A 17917-nucleotide genomic window follows, 5' to 3' on the forward strand; every position below is an offset into this window, starting at 1 on the left:
GCGCCTGCAGTGTTGGGGAGGTGCTGCACGGAAACCTAGAAACCCATCCTGTCGAGCCAGATCCGGGCGTTGTGGATCTCCTCCTCGGTGGGGAGGTTCGCCGGAGCTTCCCAAACGCGGTTGAAGCCGTCCATCCCGGCCACGTCCACCACAGCCCGGACGAACTTGGCGCCGTCGCTGTACTGCTTCATCTTGGCGTCAAGTCCCAGCAGGCTGCGGATGAACTTCTCGACGACGCCCCTGTCCTTGCCGCGGGCGTTGAACCGCTGCCGGATGGTCTTCACTGACGGGACGATGCTGGCGTCCACGGCGTCCATCACCACGTTGGCGTGGCCTTCGAGCAGGCTCATGACGGCCGTGAGGTGGGACAGCGAGGCCTTTTCCTCGGGGTCCTGCAGGAGATCGAGGATGGCGCCCCGGCCCGGAGTGGAACCCGAACCGGCGCGGTCCTTGAGCGAGCGTGCGGCTGCTGTAGCGCGTTCCATCAGGGAGTCGACGTTGCCCAGCAGGTGCCCGCTGAGGTTGTCGATCTCGTTCAGCATGTGGTGCCGGAGCCAGGGTGCCGCGGCGAACTGCACCCGGTGGGTCTGCTCGTGCAGGCACACCCAGAGCCGGAAGTCCGTGGGATCCACATTGAGCTCGCGCTCGACGGCGATGATGTTGGGCGCGACGAGCAGCAGGCGGCCTCCCGACGGCGCCTGTGATCCTTCGGCGAGGGCGGCGAAGGGATCGTACTGGCCCAGGACCTTGCTGGAGAGGAATGCCAGCACAGCGCCGAGTTGGCTGCCGGTGATGGCGCCGCTGACGGTGGCGGCTCCGGGGCTGATGGTGCCGCGGCGGCTCTCCAGCATCTTATCGATGGCGGGCTTCAGCATCACCGCGAAGCTCTGCGTGTTGGCCTTTGCCCAGGACGCACGGTCCACCACCAGGACCGATGAGTCACGGAGGTCGCGTGCAGCCTCCAGCCCGGTGATCTGGTGAACGTGCCGGACGGAGGCATCCGCCAGCTCGCGTAGCTGGGAGACGGCGTCCCCGATCTCGGCGGCAGTCAGCGACGGACCCGGCGGAGCCAGCCGTGCTGCGGCGGACGCGGCAAGGTCCCAGTTAATGAGGGCCTGGGCCGGGGCGGATGACTGGCTTGCAGTGGACTCCATACGCTCCATCAGAACATATGCGCCCGTCAGCGCGCCTTAAGTTCGCTGACCGGCGAACCGGCACGGCGCTGCCCGGAAGCAAGTGGCAGCCCTAGCTGCAGCCGCAGCCTGCCAGTGCCGTGGCCGCCGCGTCCAGTGCCGGTTTGTTGCCCTTGGCCCCCGGCGTCAGGCCGTTGCCGATGAAGGAGAACACCAGGAGCCTGCCGTCGGCGTCCACCACGTACCCGCTCAGCGCGATCACCGTGTTCAGGGTTCCCGTTTTGGCCCGGACCAGGCCGGCGCCCTCGGCCGTGGACTCGTCGATATATCTGTCGCCGAGCGTCCCCGTCAGCCCCGCCACCGGAAACCCCGCCAGCGCTGCCCTTAGCCGGGTGTCCTTGCCGTTGGTGATGGCGCGCACCACTTCCGAGAACTGGCGGGCGGATACCTGGTTGGCGAGGGCAAGGCCGGAAACATCGGCCGCGACCATCCCCTCTGTGGGAATGCCCAGGCCGGAGAGCTGGGCCAGCACGGCGGCTTTGGCCGACTCGTTCGTCGCAGGCTTGCCGCCTGCCACCGCGGTCATGCGGCCAAGGGTTTCGGCGAGGTAGTTATCTGAGGTCTGGAGCATGAGGTCCACCTGCTGGCTGACCGTCGCGGACTGCACTTCGGCGAGGACTTTGGCCTCCGCCGGCTTTCCGTCAACACGTACGACGGCGGGTGCCACCGTGAGGCCCGCGGCCGCACCGGCCGCTTTAAGGCCGGCGGCGAACGCCTCCCCCGCGGCGATGGCGGAGTCCTGGGGCCGGGGGGCCGTGGTGTCTGCAGGATCAAACCGTGCCGAATTCAGGGCGAGCGGAAACAGCGGGGCCGTCTCGCCGGCAGCAACGTCATCCGCGCTCCAGGCCGGGTTCAGCGCCGGCCCGGTGAAGAGGGAATCATCCACAAGCACCTGAACCTGCCCCTTGAAGCCGCCCTTCCGTAGCGAGTCCACAGTCAGTTTGGACAGCGTCCCGAGCCCGGCATGGCCCAGGATTTTGTCCGCGGCGGATTCGCCGGCACCGAGCAGGACGTCGCCACCGCCCACCAGCACCACGGACCTCGTGGCGGCAGCAGCCGACGTTGCCCCTGCAACCGGTTCGGCGACCACCTTTGTGCTGAACCGATCCTCGGGGCCGATCCCCCGCAAAGCGGCCACGGCGGTGAGGAGCTTCATGTTGGAGGCCGGGATCCTGTTTGCAGCGCCTTCCCGGTCATAGAGGACCTTGCCGGTGGCGGCGTCCTGGACCACGGCCGTGAAGGAGCCGGCGCCGTCGGTCTTGAGGAGGGGGTCCAGGCGGGCAGCAACATCTGCGGGAACCGGCACCGGCGCGGCGCTGCTGAGCGGATCAATTCCCTGCGGCACGGACAGGCGTTCCGGAACCAGCTGCCAGGCGGGGGTCTGGGCAGGCTGGGCCGTGGACCGGGCCGGACCGGTGAGCGCGGGCGCAATGAGCAGCCCGGCGGGAATGGCCAGCGCCAGAAGGAGCACGGTGATCAGGAGGGTGGGCCAGCTCCGGACCAGTTTGGAAAGTTTGCCTGTTGAAAGCCTGCCGCGGCCGCTCGCCGTGCCCCTGGTGCCGCTCATGCTGCTGGTCCTCAAAGTCCTGAAATTACCCCATTAGTTCCTGAAACCTGGGCCTCTCGCTATATCCTCAATAGTAGTCGGCGGCACCGACAGTCCATTTTTGGTTGATCATCGAGGGTGCCGCGAACACCAAGCAATCGTCGAGGAGCATTCCATGAAGCATGACGTGACCATCGAGATCCCCAAGGGATCGCGCGTCAAGTACGAAGTCGACCACGAGACCGGCCGAGTCCGCCTGGACCGTGTCCTCTTCACTTCCATGCAGTACCCCACCCACTACGGCTTCTTCGAGAACACCCTCGGCGAAGACGGCGACCCGCTGGACGCACTGGTGCTCCTGCAGGACTTCGATCTGCACCCGGGCGTCATCGTTGAGGCCCGTCCGATCGGCGTCTTCAACATGACCGACGACGGCGGCGGGGACGCCAAGGTCCTCTGCGTTCCGGCTGACCCGCGCTTCGACCACATCCAGGAAGTCAGCGACGTCAATGAATTCCTGATCAAGGAAATCGAGCACTTCTTCACCCGCTACAAGGACCTGGAGCCCGGCAAGTGGGTCAAGGCCGAAGGCTGGGCCGACCGCGCTGCTGCCGAAGCCGAACTTGAGGCTTCCATCAAGCGCTACGTGCCCGCAGCACACTAGCGTCTGCGGCGAACGGACGACGGCGGTAGGTAGGTCCCAGGCGGACCGCACCTGCCGCCGTCGTCCGTTAACTGCCAGTTCGGGCGTGAGTGAGATCCGTAACGTGCCGTCAGCTCCCGGCTTGCCTCGACGTGGCCACCGGGTAGTCTGATGTCCACCATGTTCACGCTGACTATCAATCAAACAGACAGCCGGCGCGACGGCGACCGGGTCCCGCATCTCCTCAAGGACCTACGGCATATCCCGGCGCGACTGGACTTTGACCGCTCCGTCGAGGACGAGGTGCAGGGCATCGTGGATTGCCCGCACCAGGCGGTGGATGCCGCCCTGATCGCACTCCGCTGCGGGACCTGGTATGTGGGGATCGGCGTGGGCCCGGTGAATGAGCCGCTGCCGAACCAGATCAAGGACGCCAGCGGGCACGGCCTCATCTACGCCCGCCGCGCCGTGGACCGCCTCCGCAACAGCAAAGAGCGCATCCCCGTGGCCGTGGAGGGTCCCCTGACGGACGTCGCGGCCGAATCCGAGTCGGTGCTCCGCCTCCTTGGCCACATAGTCCGGGACAGGAGCGAGGCAGAGTGGCGCGTGCTGGACCTGATGACCCCGGGGGTGCGCGGCCAGCAGAAGACCGTGGCCGCCGAGCTTGGCATTACCTCCCAGGCTGTCAGCAAGGCTGTGGCGAGGTCGCAGTGGAACGAGGAGCACGCGGCCCGGCCGGCAGCGGCCAGACTCCTCTCGATGATCCTCGACGTGCGCTAGAGCCGCCTGTTACAACTAGGGCCGGTCCTTACAAAAGGCCGCGCAGCACGTGGGCGGCACCGTCGTCGTATACCGACTTGGTGACCTCGTCCGCGGCGGCCACCACTTCTTCCGGAGCCTGTCCCATGGCCACGCCGCGGCCCGCCCAGGTGAGCATTTCGATGTCGTTGCGGCCATCGCCGATGGCAACCGTGGCGGCGGGATCGACGCCGAGACGGCTGCGGAGGTTCTCCAGTGCACTGGCCTTGGTGACGCCGGCCGCGGCGATATCCAGCCACGCGGTCCAGCCGACGGAATAGGTCACGCCGGCGAGACCGATGTGTTCGATGGCTTCGTTGAACTCCTCCGGCGTGTTCTCCGCGCTGAAGACGACGACGCGGACGGCCGTGGCCTCGAGCATGGTCTGGAAGTCGACGCCGATGGCCTCGACGCCGAAGCTCGCGTCCTGGAAGCGCTCGGTGGAGAGGAAGTTCCCGTCCTCGTCCTCCAGCGCGTATTTCGCCGCCGGCAGGCGCTTGCGGAGGGCGCGGAGCGCCGGGCCGGGATCAAAGGTGGCCTTGTGGATGATGTCGTAGCCGTTGGGCAGCCCTGGGTCCAGGCGCAGCGTCACGCCGCCGTTGCAGCAGACGGCGTAACCGCGGTCCAGGCCGATCTGTTCGATGATGGGAAGCGTGGCGTTGAGCGACCGCCCGGTGGCGATCATGACCTCGTGCCCGGCCGCCACCACAGCCTGTGCGGCGTCGCGGACCGGAGCGGACATGTGGCCGTCGTGGTCCACGAGGGTGCCGTCCACATCCAGGGCGATCATGAGTTTCTGTTGTGCTTCTGGCCGGTCTTCGGTGCCGGCGGCTGAGAATTCAGTCAATGTAGTCATGCTTCCTAGTAGAGCAGACGCCCCTGACAGCAGCTAGGACGCAGCGCACAGCAGCGCGTGAACAGCGGGTAAATACCCACAGGTTGTCCCCGGTGTGAGTATTTACCCGCATGCCAAGCTTGTGCCTAAAGAACGGGGAGGACCTCGAGGCCGCCGAGGTACTTCTGCAGGGCCGCCGGCACGTTGACCGAGCCGTCGGCGTTCTGGTGGTGTTCCAGGAGTGCGACGATCCAGCGCGTGGTTGCCAGCGTGCCGTTGAGCGTGGCCACGGCACGGGTGCCCTTGGGGCTGCCGTCCTCGGCGAACACGCGCTCACGGATGTTCAGGCGGCGCGCCTGGAAAGTGGTGCAGTTGGACGTGGACGTCAGCTCGCGGTACGCGCCCTGGGTCGGGACCCAGGCTTCGCAGTCGAACTTGCGGGCTGCGGACATGCCGAGGTCGCCGGCGGCGGTGTCGATAACACGGTAGGGCAGCTCGCACTTGGCCAGCATCTGCTCTTCCCAGGCCAGCAGGCGCTCATGTTCAGCCGCGGCCTCTTCCGCCGTGGTGTAGATGAACATCTCCACCTTGTTGAACTGATGGACGCGGATGATCCCGCGGGTGTCCTTGCCGTGCGAACCGGCCTCGCGGCGGTAGCAGGAGCTTTGGCCGGCGAAGCGGATGGGGCCGGCGGAGAGGTCCAGGATCTCGTCCGCGTGGTACCCGGCGAGGGGCACCTCCGAGGTACCCACCAGGTAAAGGTCGTCCTCGGCGAGACGGTAGATCTCAGCGTCGTGCTTTACGTCGAACCCGGTGCCCTGCATGGTCTCGGGCCGGACGAGCGTGGGGGTGATCATAGGGATGAAGCCGGCCTCGATGGCCTGTTCCATGGCCATCTGCAGCAAGGCCATTTCGAGCCGGGCGCCCACTCCGCGGAGGAAGTAGAAGCGTGCCCCGGAGACCTTCGCGCCGCGCTCCATGTCGATCGCGCCGATCAGCTCGCCGATTTCGAGGTGGTCGCGGGGCTCGAAGTCGGGGAATTCGCGCGGCGTGCCCACGGTCTTGACCACAACGTAGTCGTCCTCGCCACCTGCCGGCACGCCGTCTTCAATGAGGTTGGGGATGGTGCGCAGCAGTTCTTCCTGCTTGGCCTGCGCTGCGTCCGCTTCAGCCGAGGCAGCCTTCACCGCTCCCGCAAGTTCGCGGACCTCGGCGAGCAGCGCCTGCTTTTCCTCGCCCTTGGCCTGCGCCACTTTCTTGCCGAACACGTTCTGTTCGGCGCGGAGGTTCTCAAAGCTGATCAGTGCTGTGCGGCGCGCGGCGTCTGCGTCGATGATCGCGTCCACCAGGGTCTCGTCCGCACCGCGGGCGCGCTGGCTGGCGCGGAACTTGTCCGGGTTTTCGCTGAGGTCTTTTACGTCGATCACCAGACAAGGGTATCGAATCCGCAGGACACTCCGGGCGGGATAGTGTTGGAGCACCATGAGCGACCTGCTTCTTTACGTCCTGATCGCTGCAGCGCTGGCCTTCGCCGTCTCCAGCTGGTGGGGCGTGCGCAGGCTGAAGGCGCTGCACATCCGCAGCGCGGTGCGGGAGGCGGCCCACGAACACGGCCTCGAACGCCAGCGCGTCGCCGTCATCCTCAACCCCATCAAAGCCAAGGCAGATGAAGCCCGCGCCACCATCCAGCGCGCCTGCCTGACTGCCGGCTGGGAGGAGCCGCGGTTCTTCGAAACGACTGTAGAGGACCCGGGCCACTCGCAGGTCCGGGCGGCCCTGGAGTACGGGGCCGACGTCGTTCTGGTGGGCGGCGGCGACGGTACAGTGCGCGTGGCGGCTGAGGCCCTTGCGCATACGGGCGTGGCCATGGGCCTGATCCCCCTCGGCACCGGCAACCTGCTGGCCCGCAACGTGGACCTGAACGTCTACGACCTGTACGGCAATATCCAGACGGCGCTCTTCGGCCACCAGCGGTTCATCGACACGGCGCGGATGGAAATCGAGAACTCGCTCACCGGCCACTCCTCAAGCCACTCGTTCCTCGTCATGGCCGGAATCGGCATGGACGCAGAGGTTGTGGGCGACACGAATGATGGCCTCAAGCGCGCCGTCGGCTGGCTTGCCTACACAGAAGCAGGCGTGCGCCATCTTCCCGGGCGCAGGAAGAAGGTCGCCATCTCGCTGGATGACCAGCCTGACCAGTCGAGGAAGATCCGCAGCGTCCTTTTTGCCAATTGCGGCCTGGTGCCGGGCGGCATCGACTTCATCCCGCAGGCCATGATCGACGACGGGATGCTGGACGTGGTGGTCATGAGCCCCCGGAGCGCCGTGGGCTGGCTGGCGATGTACGCCAAGATCCTGTTCAAGCACAAGCGGCATCTGCCCGTCATGAGCATGTACCGTTCCGGCAAGGTGGTCATCAGGTGCCCGGAACCCATGCCCACCCAGCTCGACGGCGACACGTCGGGGGACGCCACGAAGGTGACGGTTCAGGTGGAGCCGAGGTCGCTGCTGGTGCGGGTGCGGGAAGAAACCGCGCGCCTGGAAACGCGCGCCTAGGCTGCCTGCCCCCTAGGCTGTTTGCGCCCTAGGCTGACTGGGCGGTGCCGGCGTGCTTGGCGGACTCGGCAGCGGCCTTAGCGGCTGCCCGGGCCTCGGACTGTTCGCGGATCATGGCCTGCTCCTCTTCGAAGCGCAGGCGGTCCGCACGGTCGGCCTCATCCCCGTCCCAGTCCTGGTTATCACCTGTGGGCTTCGGGTTGACGATCATTCCCTGGCCGTCATTGTCATTCTTGTCCGACATGACCCGCTCCTTTCGCTGGGGCCATCCCTTTGTTGATCATGCAAGCATACGCACAGCAACATTTGCAGGGAAGTGCCCCGAAGGGCATTTATCTACGCTGACGGCGAAGCTTCCACCGGCAATTCTGGGCCCGGGGATTCGCCGCCGAGTATCCCTTTGACCCACGCATGCGCAGCCCGGAATGCGTCGTCGGACGTGTGCTCGGGCACCACGGGCGCCTGCGCATCGGCACGGCCGTAGGAACCGAGGAACCGCGTGGCGGGACTGATGCGGTGCAGGCCGGCGAGGGCGTCCGCCACCCGGGCATCGCCGACGTGTCCGTCGGCGTCGATGCTGAAGAAGTAGTGCCCCAGGTACTGCCCGGTGGGCCGGGACTCGATGCGGCTCAGGTTAACCCCACGGGTGGCGAACTGGTCCAGGATTTCCATCAGCGCGCCCGGCCGGTCCTCAGGAAGGGGCACCACGACCGTTGTCTTGTCCGCGCCGGTCCGGACCGGCAGGACGCCCGGACGGCTCACCAGGATGAACCGGGTCACCGCGCCCGGATTGTCCCCGATGTTCTCGGCCAGCACCTGCAGGCCCGGTTGCTCAGCGGCTACTATGGGCGCGCAGATCGCGGCGTCGTAGTGCGCGTTGTCCTGCAGCAGGCCCATCGCAGCAGCAGCTGTTGAGGAACCCGGGACGTATTCTGCGCCGGGAATATGCTGGTCGACCCACAGCCGGCACTGCGCCCACGCGTGCCCGTGCGTGGAGATCCGGCGGATCCGGGAAAGTTCGACGCCGGGCCTCGCCACCAGCACAAAACTGATAGGCACGAGGGCCTCACGGATGATCCGCAGTTCCTGTCCGGAGGCAATGGCATCCAAGGTGGCCGTGACGCCGCCCTCCACCGAGTTCTCGATGGGCACCATCGCAGCATCGGCCGATCCGTCCCGCACCCGGTCCAGCGCCGCGTTCACGTTGGAGGAGGGGATGCGCACGGCTTCGGCCGCATCCGGAACCTGCAGGAGCGCCGCCTCCGTAAAAGTGCCCTCAGGTCCGAGGAAGGTATAGGTGCGGCGGGCGGGCATGGGTATTCCTTTGCGGGTATGGACGGGCGTTGCGCAGGTGACGGCGGGCCGGTCTACAGAACCACGGGCCTAAGGCCGTTGTCGGACACCAGCGGCTTGCCGGATTCCAGCCACTGGTCCATCCCGCCGGCGACGTTGACCGCCGTATACCCCTGGCCCACCAGCCACTGGGCTGCCCGGAAGGAACGCCCGCCGGTCCGGCAGATGACGTACAAGTCCTCGTCCGGGTCGAGGTCGTCCAGCTTGCCGGGCAGCTGGTCCAGGGGGATGTGCAGGGCGCCCTCGGCGTGCCCGGCTGCCCATTCGTAGTCCTCCCGCACGTCCAGGATGGTGGCGTCCGCGGGGACGTCCTTCACGGTGACGGTATCGAAGTCGCTCATGGGAGTCCTCTCCTTGGCCTCAAGCTCTTGACTCCAGCGTATCGCCAGCACAGCACCCCGTACCCCTCGGCCGGCACAGGTTACGCTGGTCCGAAGCCCGCGAGCCGCCGCAAAGGAGCACAGTGTCCGCCCCACACCGCCTCGCTGACATCCACCGCCTGCCGGCGGTGCAGCTGAGCGCAGCACTGCGTTCCGGAGAGCTCTCCGCCCGCGAAGTCACGGCGCATTTCCTGGCGCGGATCGAGGAATCGAACCCGAGGCTGGGGGCCTTCATCACCGTCACCGGGCCGAGGGCGATGGCCGAGGCCGCTGCCGCCGACGCTCTGTTCGCCCGGCGGCACCCGGACCAGCCGCTCCCGGCGCTTCACGGGATGCCGGTCGCCTTCAAGGACCTCACCGATGTTGCCGGCGTGGTCACCACCCACGGCAGCGCAGCGCTGGACCGCCGTCCGGCACCGGCCGACGGCGCCCTCGCCGCAGCCCTCAGGGGCGCAGGTGCCATCTCCGTCGGCAAGACGCAGGTACCAGAATTCGGGCTGACGGCCTACAGCGAAAACCGCATTGCACCGCCGTCGCGCAATCCCTTTGCCCTGAGCAGGAGCTCGGGCGGTTCCTCCGGCGGCAGCGCCGCTGCCGTGGCGGCGGGACTGGTGCCGTTCGCCCCCGGTACCGACGGCGGCGGATCGATCCGGATCCCCGCGGCGGCATGCGGCCTGCTGGGCCTGAAACCCGGCCGGGGCGTGGTCCCGGCGGGCGAAAGCAGCGGCGACCCTGCCTGCCTCGTGGTGGCCGGGCCGCTGGCACGCTCTGCGGCCGACGCCGCATTGCTGCTGGATGTGCTGGCCCCCAACGGCCCGGGTAAACCGGACGGACCGAGCTACCTGGACGCCGTAGGCCGCGCGCCTGATTCGCTGCGGATCGGCGTCACCTTGGACAGCCCCTGGGCCGGGATTTTCCCGTTCACCCCGGACCCGGAGGCGCTGGATGCGCTGGACGCCGGCGTCCGGCTGCTCACCGGCGCCGGGCACGACGTCGCCGAGGCTGCGATCCGGTACGACAACCGTTACCCCGACGCGTTCACCACCGCCTGGACGGCAGGAGTTGGTGCTGCCCGGATCGCGCCGCACCGCGAGGCCCTGCTGACGCCGCTGACGCGCACCTTCCGGCGGCGCGCGCAGCAGCGGAGCGCCGCCAAGCTCAACGAATGCCTGGCGTTCCTGCGGCAATTCGAGCGCGACACCTTGGCGCAGTACTCAGCCTGGGACCTGATCCTGACGCCTGCACTGGCCCAGACGCCGCGCCCGGTGGGCTGGTTCACCGGGACGGGCCACGGGGACGGCCGGTGGCCGGCGTCGGAATGGGCGGGCGACGCCGACGGCGACTACCGCAGGCAGTGCGAGTTCGCGCCATGGTCGTCCATGGTCAATGTATGCGGCCTTCCGGCCATCAGTGTCCCCGTGCACTGGACCGGAGGCGGCCCGCGAACAGGGCTGCCGATGGGCATCCAGCTGATCGGCCGGCCCGGCTCGGAGGCGCTGCTCCTGCAGGTGGCAGCCCAGCTGGGGTTCTGAGCGCATCCCCGGGCTTCCATCGCCCAGGCGTACGCTTGCCGGGTGGATCGCAGAACGCGCCTCCCTGTCGAGAACCGCATCTACATCCCTGCTCCAGGCGAGGAGACCGACGTCGAATTCCTGCCGGCAGGCGACGTCACCAATGGCGTGGTGCGGGTTGGCGGGACGGTGCGCCGCCCGCACCAGCTGCAAAGCCACGCCGTGGCGGACTACCTGGACTGGCTGGAGGACGCCGGCTTCGAGGGCTCCCCCAGATTCCTCGGCCGGGACAGCGCGGGCCGTGATGTGCTCACATTCCTTCCGGGCACATGTGCCGGCGCCGTGCCTGAACAGTGGGCGCAGTCCGAGGATCTGCTGCGCTCCGTGGCCCACCTGCTGCGCCGGCTGCACGCGGCATCCGCGGGATTTACCCCGGCCAGGCATCCGTTCCCGCCGCGGCCGGTCCGGCAGGATCCGGGCAGGCTGGTCTGCCACCTCGATGTGACCCCGCAGAACGTTGTGGTCCGCGGGGGCCTCGCCACAGGACTCATCGACTTCGACCTCGCCGGACCGAGCACCGCATTTAAGGATTCCTTCAACACTGCCATGCACTGGGTTCCGTTGCGGGATCCGGCTGATGCCTGGGCCGGCTGGGAAACGGCGGATCCCTTCCGGCGGCTCAGGATTTTCGCTGACGCCTACGGCTGGACTCCGGAAGAACGACGGCGGCTTCCGCAGTTCGGAGCGGAGGCCGCGGAGCTCTCGCTCGAACGCATGGAGCATAACGCCCGGTACCTCGGAGGAGGCTGGGCACGCATGTGGCGCGGCGGAGTTGGCGAAGTGATCAGCCGACGCCGGCAGTGGCTCGAGGACAACGAGGCCAGGCTGACGGCAGCACTGACGGACCATCTGGGCTTCAGGTAGTCCTGGGCTTCAGATAGTGCTGGACGTCCGCGCGACGCTCGCCAGGATGGCCAGCCCCACAATCGCGAGGACCGTCAGGGCGAGGCCGAGATACCCCATCACCAGGCCGGCAATGGCGAAGCCGCGGCCTGAGGGTTCCCGCCCCAGCGCCATGTGGCCCAGGATCACGGCAGCCAGCTGCGGCAGGATGAACACCCCGAAGCCCAGGTATACGGCAATGCCGCAGCACAGGCTGGCAATGCTGAGGCCCTTAGGCTGGGGCGCTGCACCGTAGTACGGCGGCTGGCCGTACGGGCTGGAGTACTGCTGATTGTATTGCTGGCCATATGGTTGCCCGTACTGCTGACTGTAGGGGCTCGCCGGCTGTCCGTAGGCACCGCCGGCGCCAGCGTCGCCGTGCTGCCCGCCGAACTGCTGGCCGCCGAACTGCTGGCCTGGCGGGGTATACAGCGGCGGATCGTACAACGGCGGGGCCGGAATGTCCGAACCCTGTTGTTGACCGTACTGCGGTTGCTGGTGGGTGTCCGGTTTCGGCTCGTCGCCGGTTCCGGGACGCTGCTCTGTCATGGAAATCCCCTCATTCTGTCCTCAACAGAACATTACCGCCGTCCCCGGCGGTTTACGCCGGGGATCTGATCCGGGCGCTGGCTGGCCCTACTTGGGGAGCAGCTCCCACAACAGCCGCAGGGGCGGCGCCAGCAGTGCCGCTGAAACGAGACCCGCGACGAGCGAACGTCCCACCACCCGCAGCACGGTACCCGGCCGGCGATCCTGGCCATACCGGTAGCGCGGTGGCGCCGGACGCGTGTGGGCTGGACGCTGGTGGGCCGGACGCCGGAGCGCTGCCCCGGACGTGTTCGCGTCATCCGCTCCCTGGGTGCCCGTACGGCCTGCGCCGCTGCCCGTGGCTGGGCGGTACGCAGGGTTTCGGACGGTGCCGGCTTCCGGCACCTGAGGACGGGTGAGGAGTTGCCCGAGTTGTGCGTAGAGCAACAGGGCCGAAGGTGCATCCAGCACATCCGGCAGGCCGGATATGGCGGCCACCATGCAGTCGATCCCCCGCACCTCGATGCCTGAGCCAGTGGTGCCCTGCAGCTCCGGCTGGGCTGTCAGGCAGATCAGCGAGCGGACCAGCCTCCGCCACGGCGGCGGCAGGACTGCGGCCACCGCGGCTGCCTGCGCCAGCGCCGTCTCCACCGCGGGGAACCGGTCATGACCGTTCTGGCAGAGCACGCCGTCCACGACGTCGACGTGGCCGGACCAGTTCTTGGCGCTGACCACCACCACACCGCCGGGTCCCACCAGCACCTGCTCCAGCCGCGCCAACGGGCGGCCGGGCCAATGGACCTCGTGCAGCACGAACCAACCGTAAGGCCCCAGTTCGGCAAGCCTTTCAGCCACCAGATGGCTGCTTTGCTCCGCACCCATGGCGCCCGCACTGACAGGGCCGGAACCAACATGGCCGGAACCAACAGGGACCACTCCGGCTTTGCTCGGTCCAGCCTGGCCGGCGGGGCCGAAGCCCGCGCCCTCAGCCGGGCCCCCGCCGCCGGGGGCGAGGTCGCGCTTCAGCCGCGCGATCCGTTCGGAGGCAAGCCTCGTCCGTTCGAATGCTGCATCTCCAGCCCCCATTGTTCACCTCTGCATTGCTCGCTCGTCTTCCAAATGACCGGCCCAATTCGACCGAACACCCGGCCGTAAACTTTCCCGGCCCAATAGCCGGACCAATTACCGGCCACGGCGGCGGGCGGAATTACCCTCCCGCGGATGGCACGGCTCAAATTCAGCCACAGGCAGCCGGGACGTTTCCGCTGGTCCGGACGCCCGGCGTCGTTCATCACACCCGGTGTTCCTGCCGTTTGAACGTAACAGCCCCCTCAGTGGCAGGTATATAAGTACTTTTCCGGCACTACTCAGTTTTTTGTCCCGGACAAATGCAAGTAGCCCGGAAAATTCGTGACATTCTGCGTCACAGGGGCCGGATTCCGGACACTCCGTGTTGCCCTTCGCCGTCGTCTGGCATGCTGGTGCCATGGCTAGCCGAGCGGGCACAGTTGCCCAACCCCAAGACCTTGTAGACCTGACCGCACTGCTCGACGCGTACTACGACGTCAAGCCTGACCTGGGGGATCCCGGCCAGCGCGTGGCCTTCGGAACCTCCGGGCACCGCGGATCAAGCCTGAAAGCGTCCTTCAACGAGGCGCACATCGTGGCAATCACGCAGGCGATCGTGGAGTACCGCGCCGGAGAGGGCATCACCGGCCCGCTGTTCCTGGCCAAAGACACCCACGCGCTGAGCGAACCGGCCCAGAACTCCGCCCTTGAGGTGCTGGCCGCAAACGGCGTGAACGTCCTCATCGACGCGCGGCACGGCTACACCCCCACCCCGGCCCTGAGCCATGCCATCCTCACGTACAACAACAACGCCCCCGCCGGAGCACCGCAGGCTGACGGCATTGTTGTCACCCCCAGCCACAACCCGCCGGCCGACGGCGGCTTCAAGTACAACCCACCGCACGGCGGCCCCGCCGACACCGACGCGACGGGCTGGATCGCCAACCGCGCCAACGAACTGCTGGAGAACGGGCTCCGCGGCGTGAAGCGGATTCCGCTGGCCCAGGCCCTCGAGGCCGAAACCACCGGAAAGTTCGATTTTCTCAGCAGCTATGTGGACGACCTGCCGTCCGTCCTGAACCTGGACGCCATCCGCGACGCCGGCGTCCGGATCGGGGCCGACCCCATGGGCGGCGCGTCCGTGGATTACTGGGGTGAGATCGGCGAACGCCACCAGCTGAACCTCACGGTGGTCAACCCCACGGTGGACCCGCAGTGGGCCTTCATGACCCTGGACTGGGACGAGAAGATCCGGATGGACTGCTCTTCGCCGTCGGCCATGGCCTCCCTAATCAACCGGATGTCTGAAGGCACCGCCTTCGACGTCGCCACCGGGAATGACGCCGACGCCGACCGGCACGGCATCGTTACCCCTGACGGCGGACTGATGAACCCCAACCACTACCTCGCGGTGGCCATCGACTACCTGTACCGCAACCGCAGCGGCTGGAACCCGAACTCCGTTGTGGGCAAGACCCTCGTGTCCTCCTCGATCATCGACCGCGTGGCGGGCGGCCTGGGCCGCAAGCTCGTGGAGGTGCCCGTGGGCTTCAAGTGGTTTGTCCCCGGCCTGCTTTCCGGTGAAGGTGCATTCGGCGGCGAGGAGTCCGCCGGCGCTTCCTTCAACAAGCGCGACGGCAGCGTCTGGACCACGGACAAGGACGGCATCCTGCTGGCGCTGCTGGCCTCGGAGATCACCGCCGTCACCGGAAAGTCGCCGTCGCAGCTCTACAAGGGCCTCACGGACCAGTTCGGCGCCCCGGTGTATGCACGGATCGACGCCGCCGCGACGCGGGACCAGAAGGCGGCGCTGGGCAAGCTATCGTCGTCGGACGTCACTGCGACGGAACTGGCAGGCGAGGCCATCACGGCAAAACTGACCGAGGCGCCGGGCAACGGCGCGTCCATCGGCGGACTGAAGGTGGTCACCGAGAACGCGTGGTTCGCGGCCCGCCCCTCCGGCACCGAGGACGTCTACAAGATCTACGCCGAGTCCTTCAAGGGCGCCGACCACCTCAAGCAGGTCCAGGCCGAGGCCAAGGCGCTGGTGGACGGGGTCATTTCCTAGGAATTTACTGGGTTCCCAGGAACAAGAAAGCGCCGGATGGCTGTTGGCCATCTGGCGCTTTCTTATGCTCAAGAAGTCCAAACAGGACTACCATTGGAAGTGGCCCGGATGCATGCCTTGCAGTTTTGAACTGCAGAAATACTGTCCAGAATGCCTCCGGAATGTCCCCCATATTGCCGGAGGCATTCCGTGTCCGGAGGCTGTCCGCAACCCGTCACTTATACCGTGCGGACCACGTCCTCGTAGGCGAACTTGGGCTTTGCTTCACCCCAGGCCTCGGGGCCGGGCTGGCCGATGTTCACCACCAGGAAGCTCTTCTGGTCGCCTGCCGGGAAGAACTCCGCGTCGATAGCGGAGAAGTCAGCGCCGGTCATCGGGCCAGCGGCGAAGCCGAGCGAGCGGACGGCCAGGATGAAGTAACCGGCCTGCAGGTGGGCGTTGTTGTTGCCCGTGGCGACGGCCAGGTCCGGTGCGGCGTCGTACATGGCCTTGGGGGCGTTGTAGCCGGGGAGGAAGTTGTCCCACTGCTCCTGCCAGGCGGTGTCGTAGCTGAGGATCGCCACGAGGGGCGCGGAGACCGTCTTGGCCCGGTTCCCCGAGGACAGCGTGGCCACGAGCTTCGCGCGGGCTTCCTCCGAGCGCACGTAGGTGACGCGCAGCGGCTGGGAGTTAAAGGCCGTGGGGCCGAACTTGGTCAGTTCGTAGATGGCGCGGGCCTGTTGCTCGCTAACCTCGCCGGTGAACGCGTTGGCGGTGCGGGCTTCGGCAAAGATTGCATCCACGGCGGCGGAATCGATCACTGCTTCTTCGTGGGCGATTGTCATTCGCGCCCCTTTCACTAGGCCGACATCCCTGGCGGGCGGCGTCGGGCAGTCCTGGTTGCTTTCGTTGGGTTCAACCGACTTGGGAGGCGCGCTCTTCCCGGAACGGGCAAATCAGCGGCGTGACGTTCCGCACACCGCGGCGTCCCTTTGCTGGCTGCACAGTGCCGCAGCGGCTGTTGGCCGGAAGCCCTCTCATGCCCGCGTCCGGCGGGGTATTCTTGCTCCTGAAGATCCAGCCCGGCGAGCGGGCGCACTCCCCTCCGAAAGGCCCCGCCAATGAGCATGCTCGGAATCAAATGGAAGCTGCACGGCAATGGCAAAGCCGTACGTCCGGGCGAGGTGGTGGCTCCCGGCGAACGGCTCGCGTGGCCCATCACCATCGGCGTGGGCATGCAGCACGTTGTGGCCATGTTCGGCGCCACCTTCCTGGTGCCCATCATCACCGGAATGCCGCCGGCCACCACGCTCTTCTTCTCCGGCATCGGCACACTCCTGTTCCTCGTGATCACCCAGGGCCGCGTTCCCAGCTACCTTGGCTCGAGCTTTGCGTTCATCGCGCCCATCACGGCGTCCCAGCAGCAGTTCGGAGTGCCGGGGGCGCTGGGCGGCGTGGTGCTGGCCGGCGCCGGCCTCGCGGTGATCGGCGCGATCGTGCAGAAGTTCGGCGCAGGCTGGATCAACAGGCTGATGCCGCCAATCGTGACGGGCGCCATCGTGGCCCTGATCGGGCTAAACCTGGCTCCTGCCGCCAAGAACAACTTCGACGCCGCCCCCGTGACCGCGCTGATTACGCTGGCCACCATCATCGTGGTCAGCGTCTTGTTCCGCGGGATCATCGGCCGCCTCAGCATCCTGGTGGGCGTGCTGGTGGGCTACCTGGTGGCCATGCTCCGCGGCGAGGTGAGCTACGACAAGATGGACGCCGCCGCCTGGGTAGGCCTCCCCCACTTCCAGACGCCCGAGTTCCACATCGGCGTGCTGGGCCTGTTCGTGCCGGTGGTCCTGGTGCTGGTGGCCGAGAACATCGGCCACGTGAAGTCGGTGTCCGCCATGACCGGCCAGAACCTGGACGGCGTCTCCGGCCGGGCCCTGATGGCAGACGGCGCCGCCACGGTGCTTGCCGGCTTCGGCGGCGGTTCGGGCACCACCACGTACGCGGAAAACATCGGCGTCATGGCGGCCACGAAGGTCTACTCCACCGCCGCCTACTGGGTGGCCGGCATCTTCGCCATCCTGCTGAGCTTTTCGCCGAAGTTCGGCGAACTGATCGCCACTGTCCCGCCCGGCGTACTGGGCGGCGCCGCCACCATGCTGTACGGCATGATCGGGATCCTCGGCGTGAAGATCTGGGTCCAGAACAAGGTGAACTTTTCGAACCCGGTCAACCTGACCACGGCCGCAGTTTCCCTCATCATCGGCATAGCGGACTACACCTGGGCCGTGGGTGACCTGAAGTTCACGGGCATCGCGCTCGGATCCGCCGCGGCTCTGGTGATCTACCACGGTATGAAGGCCATCGCGAAGGCACGCGGCACCGCTGCCGAGCCCGAGACCGAGCAGCAGGGCCTGCCGCCAGCCGCCAAGGCAGCCATCAACGCCGCAGCAAAGAGGCAGCCCAAGAAGCGGTAAACGCTTCCCGGACTGCCTCCGAAAACAGTCTGCGACGTAC

Annotated in this window: 17 protein-coding genes; 7 read left to right on the forward strand and 10 right to left on the reverse strand. The window is 67.2% G+C overall.

Features of this window, described 5'->3' with window-relative positions; genetic code table 11:
* Positions 1 to 35 precede the first annotated feature (35 nt).
* Complete coding sequence (locus tag ACTHQX_RS10470; protein ID WP_440157403.1) at positions 36 to 1154, reverse strand: zinc-dependent metalloprotease; 1119 nt, start codon at positions 1152 to 1154, stop codon at positions 36 to 38.
* Positions 1155 to 1245: 91 nt separating this feature from the next.
* Positions 1246 to 2760: a D-alanyl-D-alanine carboxypeptidase/D-alanyl-D-alanine endopeptidase gene (gene dacB, locus ACTHQX_RS10475; RefSeq protein WP_440157405.1), complete on the reverse strand. Its 1515-nt coding sequence runs from the start codon at positions 2758 to 2760 to the stop codon at positions 1246 to 1248.
* Between the two features lie 154 nt (positions 2761 to 2914).
* Here dacB and ACTHQX_RS10480 point away from each other — a divergent pair, with 154 nt between their 5' ends.
* Positions 2915 to 3403 carry an inorganic diphosphatase gene (locus tag ACTHQX_RS10480; RefSeq protein ID WP_003799714.1) on the forward strand — a complete coding sequence of 163 codons (489 nt, stop codon included), beginning with the start codon at positions 2915 to 2917 and terminating at the stop codon, positions 3401 to 3403.
* A gap of 159 nt (positions 3404 to 3562) precedes the next feature.
* Positions 3563 to 4162: a hypothetical protein gene (locus ACTHQX_RS10485; RefSeq protein WP_236806247.1), complete on the forward strand. Its 600-nt coding sequence runs from the start codon at positions 3563 to 3565 to the stop codon at positions 4160 to 4162.
* 28 nt (positions 4163 to 4190) lie between these two features.
* Here ACTHQX_RS10485 and ACTHQX_RS10490 read toward each other — a convergent pair whose 3' ends face one another.
* Both ACTHQX_RS10490 and serS read right to left on the reverse strand, forming a co-directional pair.
* A complete protein-coding gene (locus ACTHQX_RS10490; RefSeq protein WP_236806246.1) occupies positions 4191 to 5036 on the reverse strand; it encodes an HAD family hydrolase in 846 nt (281 codons plus the stop codon).
* Positions 5037 to 5161: 125 nt separating this feature from the next.
* Positions 5162 to 6442, reverse strand: a complete 1281-nt coding sequence (gene serS / locus ACTHQX_RS10495) for a serine--tRNA ligase (protein ID WP_440157408.1) — start codon at positions 6440 to 6442, stop codon at positions 5162 to 5164.
* A 55-nt stretch (positions 6443 to 6497) separates the two neighbouring features.
* On the opposite strand from serS, the gene ACTHQX_RS10500 reads away from it, so the two are divergent.
* Positions 6498 to 7574, forward strand: a complete 1077-nt coding sequence (locus tag ACTHQX_RS10500) for a diacylglycerol/lipid kinase family protein (protein WP_440157410.1) — start codon at positions 6498 to 6500, stop codon at positions 7572 to 7574.
* Positions 7575 to 7602: 28 nt separating this feature from the next.
* Here ACTHQX_RS10500 and ACTHQX_RS10505 read toward each other — a convergent pair whose 3' ends face one another.
* The 3 genes from ACTHQX_RS10505 to ACTHQX_RS10515 form a co-directional block, all read right to left on the reverse strand.
* Complete coding sequence (locus ACTHQX_RS10505) at positions 7603 to 7818, reverse strand: hypothetical protein (RefSeq protein ID WP_236806243.1); 216 nt, start codon at positions 7816 to 7818, stop codon at positions 7603 to 7605.
* Between the two features lie 92 nt (positions 7819 to 7910).
* Positions 7911 to 8888, reverse strand: coding sequence for a prephenate dehydratase (gene pheA / locus ACTHQX_RS10510; RefSeq protein WP_440157412.1), 978 nt, complete (start codon positions 8886 to 8888; stop codon positions 7911 to 7913).
* A gap of 53 nt (positions 8889 to 8941) precedes the next feature.
* Complete coding sequence (locus tag ACTHQX_RS10515) at positions 8942 to 9268, reverse strand: rhodanese-like domain-containing protein (protein WP_440157414.1); 327 nt, start codon at positions 9266 to 9268, stop codon at positions 8942 to 8944.
* A gap of 122 nt (positions 9269 to 9390) precedes the next feature.
* On the opposite strand from ACTHQX_RS10515, the gene ACTHQX_RS10520 reads away from it, so the two are divergent.
* Both ACTHQX_RS10520 and ACTHQX_RS10525 read left to right on the forward strand, forming a co-directional pair.
* Positions 9391 to 10839 carry an amidase gene (locus tag ACTHQX_RS10520; protein ID WP_440157416.1) on the forward strand — a complete coding sequence of 483 codons (1449 nt, stop codon included), beginning with the start codon at positions 9391 to 9393 and terminating at the stop codon, positions 10837 to 10839.
* A gap of 42 nt (positions 10840 to 10881) precedes the next feature.
* On the forward strand, positions 10882 to 11742 hold the full coding sequence (locus ACTHQX_RS10525; RefSeq protein WP_440157418.1) for a phosphotransferase: 861 nt from the start codon (positions 10882 to 10884) through the stop codon (positions 11740 to 11742).
* A gap of 9 nt (positions 11743 to 11751) precedes the next feature.
* On the opposite strand, the gene ACTHQX_RS10530 is transcribed toward ACTHQX_RS10525, so the two are convergent.
* On the reverse strand, positions 11752 to 12309 hold the full coding sequence (locus tag ACTHQX_RS10530; protein ID WP_440157419.1) for a DUF4190 domain-containing protein: 558 nt from the start codon (positions 12307 to 12309) through the stop codon (positions 11752 to 11754).
* Between the two features lie 87 nt (positions 12310 to 12396).
* Positions 12397 to 13374 (reverse strand): NERD domain-containing protein, encoded by a 978-nt coding sequence (locus ACTHQX_RS10535; protein ID WP_440157421.1) that lies wholly within the window; start codon positions 13372 to 13374, stop codon positions 12397 to 12399.
* Between the two features lie 400 nt (positions 13375 to 13774).
* On the opposite strand from ACTHQX_RS10535, the gene pgm reads away from it, so the two are divergent.
* Positions 13775 to 15424 (forward strand): phosphoglucomutase (alpha-D-glucose-1,6-bisphosphate-dependent), encoded by a 1650-nt coding sequence (gene pgm, locus ACTHQX_RS10540; protein ID WP_440157423.1) that lies wholly within the window; start codon positions 13775 to 13777, stop codon positions 15422 to 15424.
* A 218-nt stretch (positions 15425 to 15642) separates the two neighbouring features.
* Here pgm and ACTHQX_RS10545 read toward each other — a convergent pair whose 3' ends face one another.
* Positions 15643 to 16248, reverse strand: a complete 606-nt coding sequence (locus ACTHQX_RS10545; protein ID WP_440157425.1) for a malonic semialdehyde reductase — start codon at positions 16246 to 16248, stop codon at positions 15643 to 15645.
* 276 nt (positions 16249 to 16524) lie between these two features.
* Between ACTHQX_RS10545 and ACTHQX_RS10550 the strand changes: the two genes are divergently transcribed.
* Complete coding sequence (locus ACTHQX_RS10550) at positions 16525 to 17877, forward strand: uracil-xanthine permease family protein (RefSeq protein WP_236806235.1); 1353 nt, start codon at positions 16525 to 16527, stop codon at positions 17875 to 17877.
* Positions 17878 to 17917 lie beyond the last annotated feature (40 nt).

Source organism: Arthrobacter sp. SAFR-023, from assembly GCF_051965295.1.
Lineage (GTDB): Bacteria > Actinomycetota > Actinomycetes > Actinomycetales > Micrococcaceae > Arthrobacter.